Origin of the sequence: Massilia timonae CCUG 45783 (assembly GCF_000315425.1) — a bacterium.
GTDB lineage: Bacteria > Pseudomonadota > Gammaproteobacteria > Burkholderiales > Burkholderiaceae_D > Telluria > Telluria timonae.
The window spans coordinates 135,015-147,993 of the sequence record NZ_JH992922.1 but is presented as its reverse complement, the minus strand read 5'-3'; the positions used below and the strand labels follow the sequence as shown (position 1 = coordinate 147,993).

Genomic DNA, 12,979 nt, shown 5'->3' with positions numbered 1-12,979 from the left:
GGCGCCTGTTTTTCGCGCCGACAACTGGGGGATAAGTTTATTCGATGAGTCGTACACCGCCCACCAGGGCGGCCGAATAATCGGTGAAATCGTCGAGGCCGCGTTTGATGATGGTCACCAGCGCCGGCAGCGGCGACGCCTGATGATCCCATTCGGCGCGGCAGAACTCGCCGGTGCGTTTGAGGTCTTCGGCCAGGGTGGGCGTGATCCAGCCATGTTCTGCCAGCAAGGTGATGACTTCGCGCTCGTCCTGCGGCAGGCCGAGGCGGGCGTTGCCGATCACATAGTCGCCCATCTCGATCGCCGCTTCCCAGGCGCGAATCACGTTCAGGGTGGCGGCATCCTGGCGCGTGATGTCATCAGGGAAAGTATTTGGGTCTTTTTCATACTCGTCGCGGGCACGCCGGCAGCAGCGTTCGATGGTGCCGGCCTTGCTGATCAGAATGTCGTCATCCATGGCGCCTCCGTTTTCGGTGGTCATCGTGCGCCCAACAAGGGGCAAACCATGCAGATGGTGCCAGTACGTCAAACAACAAGGCGCGGCGCCCGTCTTGTCCGGATCATGCGACCAAGGTCCAATTGTCTGAACCGTGCGAGCGGTCGAGCATGTGACAGACATTCCACGGAGGCCTCATGAAGCTCGAAGGAAAGGTTGCTGTCATCACCGGCGCCGCCAGCGGCATCGGCAAGGAAATCGCGCTCACCTATGCGCGCGAAGGCGCGCGCATCGCCATCGCCGACCTCGACCTGGAGGCGGCCGAGCTTGCCGCAGCCGGGATGCGCGACGCCGGCCACCAGGCGCTGGGCGTGGGCATGGATGTCGCCAATGAAGCCCAGGTCGAGGCCGGCATCGAGGCGGTGGTCGCGCAATGGGGCGGCATCGATATCCTGGTGAGCAATGCGGGCATCCAGATCGTGCATCCGATCGAGGCGTTTCCGTTCATCGACTGGCGCAAGATGTTGGCGATCCACCTCGACGGCGCCTTCCTCGCCACGCGCGCCTGCGTGCGGCATATGTACGCGGGCGGCCGTGGCGGCAGCATCATCTATATCGGTTCCGTGCACTCGAAAGAAGCGTCGGTGCTCAAGTCGGCCTATGTCACGGCCAAGCATGGACTGGAAGGCCTGACCAAGGTCGTGGCCAAGGAAGGCGCGAAGCACGGCGTGCGCGCCAATCTGATCGCGCCGGGTTTCGTGCGCACGCCGCTGGTCGACAAGCAGATTCCGGAGCAGGCGCGCGAGCTGGGCATCTCCGAGGACGAGGTCATCAAGAACGTCATGCTCAAGGAAACCGTCGACGGCGAGTTCACGACGGTCCAGGACGTGGCCCGGGTTGCGCTGTTCTTCGCCGCCTTCCCCTCGAATGCGCTCACCGGCCAGTCGCTGATCGTGAGCCATGGGTGGTTCATGGAGTAGGCAACGATAGAAAAGGACCGCCCCGTGAACGCACCCTACGAGCTCGATAGCAACCTCGAAGAACGCCTGTCGAGGAAGCTGCTGGATGTGTTCATCCGGGCCGGCATCGTGTTCGGGCTGGCGCTGCTGAGCTATCGCATCTTCGCTCCCTTCCTGGCGCTGGTGGCCTGGTCGATCATCCTGGCGGTGACCCTGTATCCGGCGCACCAGAAGCTGGCGCAGCGCCTGCGCGGCAAGCAGGGGCTGGCGGCCACGCTGCTGGTGCTGGTCGCCATCGTGGTGATCGGGGTGCCGACGGCGATCCTGATGACCTCGCTCGGCGAATCGCTGCAGAACGCCGTCGCCAGCGTCCGCGCCGGCACCCTGAAGGTGCCCGCGCCGTCGCCCAATGTGGCCGAATGGCCGCTGGTCGGCAAGCGCATCCACGAAGTGTGGTCGGAGGCCTATACCGACTTGCCGGCGCTGCTGCGCAGCAGGCATGCGCAAGTGGCGGACCTGACCAGGAGGGCGCTGCAGGTGGTGGCCAGCATCGCCGGCGCGATGCTGCTGTTCCTGTTCTCGTTCATCGTCGCCGGCATCATCATGGCCTGGGGCCGGGCCAGCGCCAACGGCATCCGGGCCATCTTCGTGCGCATGGTGGGCTTCGAGCGCGGCGAAGAGTTCGCCGTGCTGTGCACGGCGACCATCCGGGCCGTCGCCCTGGGGGTGCTGGGCGTGGCCTTCATCCAGGCCATCGTGATCGGGCTGGTGTTCATCATCGCCGGCGTGCCGTTCGCCGGCCTGCTGTCCCTGCTCATCCTGGTGCTGGGCATCGTGCAGGTGCCCGCCATCCTGGCGACCCTGCCGGTGATTATCTATATCTGGACCAGCGGCGGCTATAGCGGCACGCAGGCGGTCACGTATTCCGTGCTGCTCCTGGTCGCCGGCTCGCTCGACAATGTGCTCAAGCCGCTTCTGCTGGGACGCGGCGTGGATGCGCCGATGCCCGTGATCCTGCTCGGCGCGCTGGGCGGCCTGGCCAGCGCCGGCCTGCTGGGCATGTTCGTCGGCGCGGTCTTCTTTGCCCTGAGCTACCAGGCCTTCATGTGGTGGGTGGCGAACAGCCCCGATGCCGTGGCGCCGCCAGCGCCTGCGCCGGCGCCTGTGTCCGTGCCTGCGGCGGCGCCGCCGGAGTAGCCGTGTGCGGCGTCGGGAAGCGGTCGGGCAGGGGCGCGCTGGCGCTGGCGGGCGCGGCGCTGCTGGGCGCCTGCACGACGGTCGGGCCCGACTTCGAACGCCCCGCCATGCCGGCCGCGCTGGCCAGCTGGGACGGCGGCTCGCTGGCCTCCCTGAACCCGCGCGCCGGCGCGCAGGGGAGCGCATCGGTCCAGCAATGGTGGCGCAGCTTCGATGATGCCGTGCTCGACGCGCTGATCGCCGAGGCGCAGCGCGTGAACCCCACGGTGCGCGCCGCCGGCCTGCGCATCATGGAAGCACGCGCCGAGCTCGGGATCGCCGGCAGCACGCTCTATCCGCAGGGGCAGCAGTTCAGGAGCGAGTTGCTGCGCGTGGGACAGCGGCGGGCAGGAGGGCGGGACAGCAGCCTGACCGACTTCAACACCAGTGTCGACATCAGTTGGGAGCTTGATTTCTGGGGCAAGTTCAAGCGCGGCATCGAGGCGGCCGACGCCGGCTACCTGGCCAGCATCGCCCGCTACGACGACGTGCAGGTCTTGATGGCGGCCCAGGTGGCCAGCCTGTATTACACGATCCTCACCACCGAGGCGCGGCTGGCGATCGCGCGCGACAATGCGGCCTTGCAATTACGCAGCCTGCAGATCACCGAGCTGCTGTTCCGCGGCGGTAACGAGGCCGAGCTGGATGTGCAGCAGGCCCGGACCTTGTACCTGGGCACCCTCGCCACGATCCCTCCGCTCGAGATCGGCCTGCGCCAGGCGCAGAACGCCCTGAGCACGCTGCTGGCGCGCGCGCCCGGCCCGCTGCCCGAGATGAACACAAGTGAGGCGGGCCGGCACACGATGACCAGGCTGCCGGTCGACGTGGCGGCCGACCTGATCACCGAGCTGCCCGCCGATCTGCTGCGGCGGCGGCCGGATGTGCGGGCGGTGGAGATGCAGCTTGCGGCCCAGTCGGCCCTGATCGGCGTGAGCGCGGCCGAGCTCTATCCCTCGATCTCGCTGCTGGGATCGGTGGGCCTGTCGGCCACCTCGCTCGATGGCGCGCCGCGGGTGCTGAACTGGGCGCTCGGATCGGGCCTGCTGTGGAATGTGTTCGACCATGGCCGCCTGAGCAACGGCGTGCTGGTGCAGGATGCCCGCTTCCAGCAGCTCTATGAGCAGTACCAGGGCGCGGTGCTGAATGCGGCGCGCGAGGTCGACGATGCGGCCGCCGGCTTTGCCCGGACGGGCGCGCAGATCGTGCTGCTGGCCGATGGCGTCAAGGCCGCCCAGCGGTCGCTGGATATCGCCAGCTTCCAGTATCGCGAGGGCTTGACCGATTTCCAGCGCGTGCTCGATTCGCAGCGCGTCCTGTATAGCCAGCAGGAGCTCCTGGCCACGACCCGGGGCAGCCTGGTGCAGAACCTGATCGCCCTCTATAAAGCAATGGGCGGCGGCTGGGAACAGGGCAGGAGCCGGCCGCCGGTGGACGAGGCGACCCGCGCCGTCATGGAGCGGCGCAGCGACTGGAAGGACGTCCTGCGCGCGCCCTTGCCGGCGCCCGGCGGGGAGCGCAACCCATGAGTCCGGACCCGGTCAAGCTCGAACAGACGGCGCCGCCCGGCGACGCGGCGCCGACGCCCATCCCGGCCGCATCGGGCGCGCCGGCGCCGGCGCGGCCGGGCAGGAAAAGCCGGCTGGGCTTGACCATCGTGCTGGCGCTGATCGTGGCCAGCCTGGGCTGGTATCTGGTGGCGGATCGCCTGACGCCATACACCTCGCAGGCCCGGGTGCAAGCCTTCGTGGTGCCGGTCGCGTCCGAGGTGACGGGCATGGTGCAGGAGGTCTACGTCAAGAACAACGACGAGGTGGAGGAAGGGCAGCTCCTGTTCCATATCGACCCCAGCACCTACCGCATCGCCCTGCGGCGCAGCCTGGCGGACTATGAATCGGTGCGGCGTTCGGTGAATGCCTCGGCGCTGGCGGTCAAGGCGGCCGATGCGGCGCTGCAGGCCGCCAGGGCCATGCACGTGTTCGCCAAGCAGGATGCGGGCCGGCTGGAACAGATCTTTGCCGAAGACCCCGGCGCGCTGTCGATCCGCCGGGTGCAGAATGCGCGCGCGTCGCTGGCCACGGCGCGCAGCCAGGAAATCGCCGCCCAGGCGGAGCTGCGCCGCGCCGAGGAGGCGGCCGGCGATGAAGGGGAGCGCAATGCGCAGCTGCTCAGCGCCCGCGCGGCGGTCGAGAAGGCCGAGCTCGATCTGGAGCGTACGGCCGTGACCGCACCCGCGCGCGGTCTGGTGACCGACTTGCGCACCGATGTCGGCCAGGTCGTGCAGGCCGGTTCGGCGGCGATGACCCTGATCGCCGTGCACGACCTCTGGATCAGCGCCGACATGACCGAGAATAACCTCGGCAATATCGCGCCGGGCGACGAGGTCGCGATCGTGCTCGACGTGGTGCCGGGCCAGGTCTTGAAGGGTCGGGTGCGCAGCGTGGGCAGCGGGGTCAATGCGGGCCGGGAGGCCAAGGCCGGCACCTTGCCCGAGATCGACAACAGCCGCGACTGGCTGCGGCAGGCGCAGCGCTTCCCGGTCGCCGTGGAGTTCGACCCTTCCGAACGCGCGCAGCTGCGCGCGGCCAGGATCGGCGGGCAGGCCGACGTGCTGGTGTATACGGATGACTACACGGTGATGAACTGGCTGGGCGCCGTCTTCATCCGCCTGATGAGCTACCTTTCTTATCTTTATTGACGATGGAGCGCGCTGACAAGGCGGTCTTGCGGCTGGCGATCGGCCTGGCGCTGGCCGTGCTGCTCGCCTATGGCCTGGCGCTGTCGTCGCCGTTCGTGCTGTGCGTCATGACCGTGCTGATGTTGAGCAAGCCGGGGCCGCCGATGCCCTTGCTCAAGGGGATGGTGGTGGCCCTGCTGGTCGCCGCGGTGCTGGCGGCCGGCGTGCTGATGGTGCCGCTGCTGGAGCATTACGCCAGCGTCGCGCTGGTGTTGACGGCGCTGCTGCTGTACACGGTATTCTTCATCGGCCTGCAAAGCGGCAGCCCGCTGGCGAATATCGTGGCGATTGCTTTCACCCTGATTCCGGTGGCCGGGGTGGTCGACCAGGCCCTGGTGCCGGCGATCAGCACCGCCATCGCGCTGGGGCTGTTTGTCGGCGTGCTGGTCGGCAGCCTGTCGCATGCCTTGTTCCCGGATGGAGCGGACCCCGCCGCCAGGCCGGCGCCCCCCGCCGTTGCCGCGCACACGGCCAGATGGCGCGCCGTGCAGGCCACGCTGGTGGTGATGCCGGTGCTGGTGCTGGCCCTGGTCAACCCGGCCTTCTATCTGTCGGCCATCATCAAGTCGGTGCTGCTGGGCCAGCAGGCCGGCTCCACCGGCGCCCGTTCGGCGGGGCGGATACTGGTCGGTTCGACCCTGGCGGGCGCGGGCATGGCGACCCTGGCCTGGTTCGGCCTGGCGGTGTTGCCGACCCTGTGGATGCTGGTGCTGTGGATGGCCGCCGCGGCGCTGTGGAGCGGGGCCCGGATCTTCGGCCTGAAGGCCTCGGCGCTGCCGCCCTCGTTCTGGAGCAATGCCCTGGTGACCATGCTGATCTTGCTGGGCCCGGCCATCGAGGACAGCGTGGTGGGGAAGGACGTCGGCCACGCCTCGCTCGTGCGGGTGAGCTTGTTCATCGCGCTCGCGCTGTATGCCTGGGCCGTCGTGTGGGCGCTGGAATGGTGGCGCACAGCGAGGGCGCTGCGGCTCGGGCGAGTGAATAAGCAACAGGACGTTTAATTTTAGTCAATACCAGTGACCCAATTGGTATAGCCAAAACGAATAGGTCTTGCAAAACGCGACTTCAGCGAGTACTGTACGTTTATACAGTATTTGTCTGATAAGCCTGACATGACCCATTCAGCCATCCTTGCCGCACCCGAGGCAGTGCACCCATCGCTGTGGCGCGCGTCGCAGCTGGCGCATGCCGACACGCGCTGCATCGACACCGGCCACGCGACGCTCTCGAGCCAGCTTCCCGGCGGCGGCTGGCCCGGCGGCACCCTGGTCGACCTGCACCTGCAGCAGCCCGGCATCGGCGAGATGCGCCTGCTGCGGCCGGCCCTGGCCGCCTGCGCCGAACGCCGCATCGTGCTGCTGCAACCGCCCCATCCACCCCAGGCCCTGGCGCTTGCCGCGCTCGGCCTGGAGCCATCCCAGTTGCTGTGGCTGCGCACGACGCGCACCGCGGATGCACTCTGGGCGGCCGAGCAGGTGTTGCGTAGCGGCAGTTGCGGCGCCTTGCTGTTCTGGGCCAACCATATGCGTAACGACAATCTGCGCCGCCTGCACCTGGCGGCGCAAGGTGGCGAAACGCTGTTTTTCATGCTCCGCCCGCTGGCCGCGGCGCAAGATGCATCTCCCGCGCCTTTGCGTCTTGCGTTGCGGCCGGCGGCCGGCGGCATGAATATCGACTTCGTCAAACGCCGGGGACCGCAGCGCGAGGCGCCGCTGTTCCTTCCTCTTGGATCTTCACTACTGCAACGCCATGCGCCTCTGGATCGGCCTGTATTTGCCCCAGCTACCGCTCGAGGTCTTCAGCCCACGCTGGTTCAGTGAGGCGAGCGAGGCCGGCGGCGTTGTCGGTGGCCCGATTGGGGGGCTGGTAGTTGGCTCGGTTGTTGATCCGGCGGTTGGCCCGGCTGTTGGCCCGGCTGGCGGATCGGATGGCAGCGCGCCTGGCGCTGATGGCCATGGCGGTCCGGGCCGCGACCATGGCAGCGTCATCCTCGAGCAGGAGCGGGTGATGGCGCTGTCGCCGGCGGCGCGCGCTGCCGGCGTGCAGATCGGCATGCGCCGCGGCGGCGTGCTGATGCTGATGCCCGAGGCGCGCATCGAACTGCGCAGCCACGAGCGCGAGGCCGAGGCCATGGAGGCGGTGGCCATGACCATGCTGCAGTACACGCCGCAGGTGGCGCTGGCCGAAGAAGCGACGCTGCTGCTCGATATCGGCGCCAGTTTGCGCCTGTTCGGCGGCATCCGGCGCCTGTGCGAGCGGGTGCGCGCCAATATGGCGGCGCTCGGCTTCACGGCCTGCATCGCCTGCGCGCCCACCGCGCGCGGGGCCTGGCTGCTGGCGCGCCGTAATGCGGGGCGCGCCCTCACCATGGACTCGCTGGTGCGGCGCCTCGACCGCCTGCCGGTGGGCTTGCTGCCGCCGGCGCGGCCGTTCGCCGGCTGGTTCGAGGGCATCGGCTGCCGCCGCCTGGACGAGCTGCGGCGCCTGCCGCGGCCCGGCCTGCAGCGGCGCTGCGGGCGGGCCTTGCTCGACATGCTCGACGCCGCCTATGGCATGCACGCCGAGTTGTTCCAGTGGGTCGCGCCGCCCGAGCGTTTCCATGCGCGGCTCGAATTGTTCGACCGGCTCGAACAGGCCGAACTGCTGCTGGCCGGCGCCCATCGCCTGGTGCTGCAGATGACGGGCTGGCTGTGCGCGCGCCAGCTGGCGGTCGAGCGCATCCGGCTGTCGCTCGATCACGAGCGCGGCCGCATGGCGCGTCCACCGACCCTGGTCGAGGTGGCGCTGGCCGAACCCACCTGGCGCGACGAGCACCTGCTGCGCCTGCTGCGCGAGCGCCTGGCCAAGCTCGAACTCGAGGCGCCCGTGATCGGCATCGGCCTGGAGGCGCAGCAATTGCAGGCGATGGCGCCGCCGACCGATTCGCTGTTCCCCGATCCCGGCGGCAGCGAGGAAGACCGGATGCGCATGATCGAGCTGCTGGTGGCGCGCCTGGGGGCAGACAATGTCTTGCAGGCGCTGCCGATGGCCGATTACCGGCCCGAAGTCGCCAATGCCTGGGTGCCGGTGCAGCAGAAGGTGAGCGCCGCCGCGCGCGCGGCGCAGATGCCGCCCGATGTGCGCAGCCTGCCACGCCCGACCTGGCTGCTGGCCAAGCCGATCGCGCTGCTGATGCGCGACCACCGGCCGTTCTACGGTTCGCCGCTGCGGGTGGCGTCCAATCCCGAACGCATCGAGGCCGGATGGTGGAGCCAGACGCAAACGCGCGACTACTTCATCGCCGAGGGGCAAGACCACGCGCTGTACTGGATCTATCGCGAGCGCATCAACGGCACCGGCGAGGATGCCGCGCCGCGCTGGTTCCTGCATGGATTATTCGGGTGATGAAAGCTTTCGCGGGAGCGATGTCGCGAGTCGATGCCGCCGCTCCAGGGCGCCCGATCCCGCCGCCGCCAGCAGCCGCTTGAACGTCGGGCATTCCATATGCCTCGGCGCCGGGCAAGCCGCCGCATGCCGCAAGCCCTTGCTCATCGCCGTCAATCGCAGCACCAGCGCGTCGATCTCGTCGGCCTTTGCCGCCAGCATGCGCCGGTCGATCTCCGGCTGGGCGCCTGCCCCGAACATCGCCTGTATCTCGTCCAGCGACAAACCCGCAGCCTGTCCCAGCGCGATCAGCGCCAGCCGGTCGAGCACCTCGGGCGTGAACGTGCGCCGCAATCCCTGCCGTCCATTTGAAACGATCAGGCCCCGCTTGTCGTAGTAACGCAGCGTCGATGCCGGCACGCCCGTTCGTTTCGCGACCTCAGCAATATCCACGCAATCCCTCTTGACTTGAAGTTGACTTCAACTTCTATAGTGAGACGCATCGCTTGCCCCGTCAACCACGAAGGAGAATCAACATGAACGAGATCATCGCGATCGTGCTCATCGGCTGCGGCGCCACCGCGCTGCTCGACGCCTGGCTGGCGCTGCTGCGCCGGCTCGGCACGCCGACGCTCGGCATGGCGCTGCTGGGACGCTGGATCGGCCATCTGCTGCGCGGCCGCGTACGGCATGCGGCGATCGGCAAGGCGCATCCGGTGCGCCATGAAACGGCCTTCGGCTGGATCGCGCACTACGCGATCGGCATCGGCTTCGCCGCCGCCCTGGTGGCGCTGGCCGGCATCGACTGGCTGCACGACCCCAAGCTGGCGCCGGCGCTGGCCTTCGGCTTCGTCACGGTGGTGGCGCCCTTGTTCGTGATGCAGCCGGCCATGGGCGCCGGCATCGCCGCCTCCAGGACGCCGACGCCGCTGCGCAACTGCCTGCGCAGTGTCGTCAACCACATCCTGTTCGGCTTCGCCCTCTACCTGTGCGCCAGGCTCGTGGCCGGGGTGGCGCGATGATGCCGCAAGCGCCGTCGTCCGCCCCAGCGGCCCGCACGCTCGCCGTGGTCTACCACAGCGGACATGGCCACACCGCGCACATCGCCAGCCATGTGGCCGCCGGCGCCGAGTCCGTCCCCGGCACCAGCGCCGTGCTCCTGCAAGCCAGCGACGTGGCGCGCGAGAGCGCCATGCTGGTCGAGTACGACGGCTATATCTTCGGCTCGCCCACCTATCTGGGCGGCGTTTCCGGCCCGTTCAAGCTGTTCATGGATGCGACCGGAGGACTGTGGCGTTCGCGCCGCCTTGCAGGCCGGCTGGCGGCCGGCTTCACCGTGTCTTCGCTGCCGGCCGGCGACAAGCAGTCCACGCTGCTGTCGATGCTCACTTTCTGCATGCAGCACGGGATGCTCTGGGCCGGCAACCCCATCCTGCCCGAGCAACATGCCGGCGTGCCGGAGGCAGAAGCGGCGAACCGGCTCGGATCGTGGACGGGCATGATGGCCCAGGCCGGACACGGCGCACCGGCGCATGACTTCCCTCCGGGCGATATCAAGACCGCCCGCATGTTCGGCCGGCACGTGGCCGCCACCTTGCACAGGCTGGGCCGCGTCGAGCCATGAGAGACCTGGCGAACGGTCGCGCCGTCCTGGTAAGGCATAATCCGCCCATCGAAGCCGACCGGAGGAACCATGAAGCGACTCACGAACCTGGCAGCCATCGCTGCCCTGACGCTGGCCGCGTCGACCCATGCCCACGCCCAGGCGGAGCAGACCCTGGAAACGCCGGGCTTCACCGTCAGGATCACGCAGCAGTGCGAAGAGGGCAACGTCACCTGTGACGACGTGCGCTACGTCGGCACCAGCAAGAAGTCGGGCAAGGCGATCACCCTGCGCGGCAAGACCATGCACTCGCTTGCTGCCGACGGCGTCACGCCCGGCGCCTTCCAGGGCTATGTGTTCAAGCCCGGCCGCGTGAGCTATACCGTCTTCGCAGACGGCCGCCTGGTGGTCACCGAAGGCAGGAAGACGCTGGTGAACCAGCGCGGCGAATGGAAGTGATCCCGGCCTGAACTCACTCCGGCGCCAGCAACTGATCGATCCGGCGCGGATAGTGGTTCAGGAAGTCGCGCGTCACCGCATAGTGCTCGGTGTCCTCGTACGCCATCTCGGTGATGCCGGATGCGTCGAAGGCGAGGATCTTCGCGCCCGGATAGGCCAGCAGGATCGGCGAGTGGGTCACGATGATGAACTGCGACTGCTGCTGCACCAGCTGGTGGATCGCGCGCAGGGCGGCCAGCTGGCGATTGGGCGACAGCGCCGCCTCGGGTTCGTCCAGCAGGTACAGGCCGTTGCCCTTGAATTTGTCGAGCAGGACGCTCATGAAGGCCTCGCCGTGCGAGCGTGCATGCAGGTTGCCGCCATAACTGGCTGAACCGATCTGCTGGTCCATATAGGTGGCGACGTTATAAAAACTTTCTGCGCGCATGAAATAGCTGTCCCTGGGGCGGCGCACGCTGCGCGACATGCGCACATGCCTGGCCAGCGGCGACCTCTCTCCTTGGGTATTGAGCAGCTGGACGGCCATGGTGCCGCCTTCGACCCCGAAGCCCAGCGCCAGTGCGATCGCTTCCAGGATCGTCGACTTGCCACTGCCGTTCTCGCCGACGAAGAACGTCACGTCGGCATGGAACTCGATCGCCTGCAGGTCGCGCACGGCCGGGATGTTGAACGGGAAGGCGTCGAAATCGACGTCGTCGCCGAAATCGGGCCAGACGCGCTGCAGGTAGGGTTTGGCGGCGAACTTGTTCATGAGCGATGACAGAAGAATGCGTGCCGCCAGTGTGCCACAGCGTGCGCACCTAGCGGATTTCCTGTTCCGCGGCGGCGACCACGATGCGCACGTGCTGCTTGCGGCCCGCGGACAACACCCATTCGGCGCGATCGCTCGCCAGCGGCACATCGGCATCCATCATCGCCACGTCGTCCAGCCGCAGGCCCCCGCCAGCAGCGAGGCGGCGCGCTGCGCCGCGCGATGCCGCCAGTCCCGCTTCCACCGCCAGTTCCGCCAGCGTCACGCCCGCGCCGCGGCGCGCCGCGGCGATCGCATGCGTCGGCATATCGCCCCGATCCGCGCCGCCGAAGGCCGCTGCCGCCGCGCGCTGCGCTCCATCGAGCGCATCCTGCCCGTGCGCCAGCCGCGTCGCCTCGTTGGCCAGCACGATCTTGGCCTCGTTCAGCTCCGCCTCCTGCAGTGCGCCGAGTCGGCGCACCTCGTGCATCGGCAGCTCGGTGAACAGCGCCAGGAAGCGTCCGACGTCGCGATCGTCGACATTGCGCCAGAATTGCCAGAAGCCGTAGGGCGACAGGCGATCGGCGTTCAGCCACACCGCGCCATCAAGCGACTTGCCCATCTTCTTGCCATCGCTGGTGGCCAGCAGCGGCATCGTCAGGCCGTACAGGTCGAGCCCGGACTGGCGTCGCCCGAGATCGATGCCGTTGATGATATTGGCCCACTGGTCGGCGCCGCCGATCTGCAGCGTGCAACCGTGGCGGCGCGCCAGTTCGACGAAATCGTAGGCCTGCAGCAGGGTGTAGCCGAATTCGAGGAAGGACAGCGAGTGTTCGAGGCGCGAGCGGATCGCGTCGAAGGTCAGCATGCGGTTGACGCTGAAGTGGCGTCCGACCTGTCCGAGAAAGTCGAGGTAGCCCAGGCCGTCCAGCCACTCGGCGTTGTCGACCACGCTGACATCCGAACCCAGGTAGCGCGTGAAGGCGCCCTTGATGCCGGCGCTATTGGCGTCGATGGCGGCGCCGTCCAGCACCGGGCGCGAGGTGTCGCGAAAGCTCGGGTCGCCGATGCGGGTGGTGGCGCCGCCGATCAGCAGCATCGGACGATGGCCGGCGCGCTGCAGCCAGCGCATCAGCATCAGGCCCTGCAGGTGGCCGACGTGCAGGCTGTCGGCGGTGGCGTCGAAGCCGAGGTAGGCGGTGAGCGGCCTGGCCAGGGCGTGGCGCAGTCCGGTCGCGTCGGTGCACTGGTGGATGAAGCCGCGTTCTTGCAGCAGCTGCAGCAAATCAGGCAGGTCGGAAGTGTGGGTCATGTGGTTTCCTGGTGGTGGAACGCCCCAGGATGACCGATTGCCCATGCGTGGTCCGCCTGAGGCGGACCGGGTTGCGTGACAGCCCCTACCGCCGCGAGGTGCGGTAGGCGTAATAGCTGGCAGGGGAGGTCACGATGAAAGTCATGA

The 12,979-nt window shown here is 68.2% G+C and carries 14 protein-coding genes; 10 read left to right on the top strand and 4 right to left on the bottom strand.

Features of this window, described 5'->3' with window-relative positions; all coding sequences use genetic code 11:
- Positions 1–37: 37 nt before the first annotated feature.
- A complete protein-coding gene (gene hepT, locus HMPREF9710_RS00620) occupies positions 38–457 on the bottom strand; it encodes a type VII toxin-antitoxin system HepT family RNase toxin (protein WP_005662888.1) in 420 nt (139 codons plus the stop codon).
- A 176-nt stretch (positions 458–633) separates the two neighbouring features.
- On the opposite strand from hepT, the gene HMPREF9710_RS00615 reads away from it, so the two are divergent.
- The 7 genes from HMPREF9710_RS00615 (at position 634) to HMPREF9710_RS00585 (ending at position 8,749) form a co-directional block, all read left to right on the top strand.
- Positions 634–1,416, top strand: a complete 783-nt coding sequence (locus HMPREF9710_RS00615; RefSeq protein WP_005662886.1) for a 3-hydroxybutyrate dehydrogenase — start codon at positions 634–636, stop codon at positions 1,414–1,416.
- A 24-nt stretch (positions 1,417–1,440) separates the two neighbouring features.
- Positions 1,441–2,592: an AI-2E family transporter gene (locus HMPREF9710_RS00610; protein WP_005662884.1), complete on the top strand. Its 1,152-nt coding sequence runs from the start codon at positions 1,441–1,443 to the stop codon at positions 2,590–2,592.
- A 2-nt stretch (positions 2,593–2,594) separates the two neighbouring features.
- Positions 2,595–4,157 (top strand): efflux transporter outer membrane subunit, encoded by a 1,563-nt coding sequence (locus HMPREF9710_RS00605; RefSeq protein WP_005662882.1) that lies wholly within the window; start codon positions 2,595–2,597, stop codon positions 4,155–4,157.
- Positions 4,154–5,326 (top strand): HlyD family secretion protein, encoded by a 1,173-nt coding sequence (locus HMPREF9710_RS00600; RefSeq protein ID WP_005662880.1) that lies wholly within the window; start codon positions 4,154–4,156, stop codon positions 5,324–5,326. Before HMPREF9710_RS00605 ends, HMPREF9710_RS00600 begins: the two co-directional genes overlap by 4 nt.
- Before the next feature lie 2 nt (positions 5,327–5,328).
- Positions 5,329–6,366, top strand: coding sequence for a DUF2955 domain-containing protein (locus tag HMPREF9710_RS00595; RefSeq protein WP_005662878.1), 1,038 nt, complete (start codon positions 5,329–5,331; stop codon positions 6,364–6,366).
- A 111-nt stretch (positions 6,367–6,477) separates the two neighbouring features.
- Positions 6,478–7,185 (top strand): translesion DNA synthesis-associated protein ImuA, encoded by a 708-nt coding sequence (gene imuA, locus HMPREF9710_RS00590; RefSeq protein WP_005662877.1) that lies wholly within the window; start codon positions 6,478–6,480, stop codon positions 7,183–7,185.
- Entirely contained in the window at positions 7,115–8,749 is a 1,635-nt protein-coding gene (locus tag HMPREF9710_RS00585) for a Y-family DNA polymerase (protein ID WP_229409698.1), read from the top strand. The genes imuA and HMPREF9710_RS00585 overlap by 71 nt, the downstream gene beginning before the upstream one ends.
- Here HMPREF9710_RS00585 and HMPREF9710_RS00580 read toward each other — a convergent pair.
- Entirely contained in the window at positions 8,738–9,181 is a 444-nt protein-coding gene (locus HMPREF9710_RS00580; RefSeq protein WP_005662871.1) for a helix-turn-helix domain-containing protein, read from the bottom strand. The genes HMPREF9710_RS00585 and HMPREF9710_RS00580 overlap by 12 nt on opposite strands.
- 83 nt (positions 9,182–9,264) lie before the next feature.
- Between HMPREF9710_RS00580 and HMPREF9710_RS00575 the strand changes: the two genes are divergently transcribed.
- From HMPREF9710_RS00575 to HMPREF9710_RS00565, 3 genes are all read left to right on the top strand, one after another.
- A complete protein-coding gene (locus HMPREF9710_RS00575; RefSeq protein WP_005662869.1) occupies positions 9,265–9,750 on the top strand; it encodes a DUF2938 domain-containing protein in 486 nt (161 codons plus the stop codon).
- Positions 9,747–10,352: a flavodoxin family protein gene (locus HMPREF9710_RS00570; protein ID WP_005662867.1), complete on the top strand. Its 606-nt coding sequence runs from the start codon at positions 9,747–9,749 to the stop codon at positions 10,350–10,352. The genes HMPREF9710_RS00575 and HMPREF9710_RS00570 overlap by 4 nt, the downstream gene beginning before the upstream one ends.
- Positions 10,353–10,421: 69 nt before the next feature.
- Positions 10,422–10,790, top strand: coding sequence for a hypothetical protein (locus tag HMPREF9710_RS00565; RefSeq protein WP_005662865.1), 369 nt, complete (start codon positions 10,422–10,424; stop codon positions 10,788–10,790).
- 13 nt (positions 10,791–10,803) lie between these two features.
- Here HMPREF9710_RS00565 and HMPREF9710_RS00560 read toward each other — a convergent pair whose 3' ends face one another.
- Positions 10,804–11,541 carry an AAA family ATPase gene (locus tag HMPREF9710_RS00560; protein WP_005662864.1) on the bottom strand — a complete coding sequence of 246 codons (738 nt, stop codon included), beginning with the start codon at positions 11,539–11,541 and terminating at the stop codon, positions 10,804–10,806.
- 49 nt (positions 11,542–11,590) lie between these two features.
- On the bottom strand, positions 11,591–12,832 hold the full coding sequence (gene tyrS / locus HMPREF9710_RS00555) for a tyrosine--tRNA ligase (protein ID WP_005662862.1): 1,242 nt from the start codon (positions 12,830–12,832) through the stop codon (positions 11,591–11,593).
- Between the last annotated feature and the right edge of the window lie 147 nt (positions 12,833–12,979).

Coding starts and splice junctions, on each gene's coding strand:
- HMPREF9710_RS00570 (WP_005662867.1), top strand. CDS start 9,747: ATGATGCCGCAAGCGCCGTCGTCCGCCCCAGCGGCCCGCACGCTCGCC.
- HMPREF9710_RS00575 (WP_005662869.1), top strand. CDS start 9,265: ATGAACGAGATCATCGCGATCGTGCTCATCGGCTGCGGCGCCACCGCG.
- HMPREF9710_RS00560 (WP_005662864.1), bottom strand. CDS start 11,541: ATGAACAAGTTCGCCGCCAAACCCTACCTGCAGCGCGTCTGGCCCGAT.
- imuA (WP_005662877.1), top strand. CDS start 6,478: ATGACCCATTCAGCCATCCTTGCCGCACCCGAGGCAGTGCACCCATCG.
- HMPREF9710_RS00565 (WP_005662865.1), top strand. CDS start 10,422: ATGAAGCGACTCACGAACCTGGCAGCCATCGCTGCCCTGACGCTGGCC.
- hepT (WP_005662888.1), bottom strand. CDS start 457: ATGGATGACGACATTCTGATCAGCAAGGCCGGCACCATCGAACGCTGC.
- HMPREF9710_RS00615 (WP_005662886.1), top strand. CDS start 634: ATGAAGCTCGAAGGAAAGGTTGCTGTCATCACCGGCGCCGCCAGCGGC.
- tyrS (WP_005662862.1), bottom strand. CDS start 12,832: ATGACCCACACTTCCGACCTGCCTGATTTGCTGCAGCTGCTGCAAGAA.
- HMPREF9710_RS00595 (WP_005662878.1), top strand. CDS start 5,329: ATGGAGCGCGCTGACAAGGCGGTCTTGCGGCTGGCGATCGGCCTGGCG.
- HMPREF9710_RS00600 (WP_005662880.1), top strand. CDS start 4,154: ATGAGTCCGGACCCGGTCAAGCTCGAACAGACGGCGCCGCCCGGCGAC.
- HMPREF9710_RS00585 (WP_229409698.1), top strand. CDS start 7,115: ATGCGCCTCTGGATCGGCCTGTATTTGCCCCAGCTACCGCTCGAGGTC.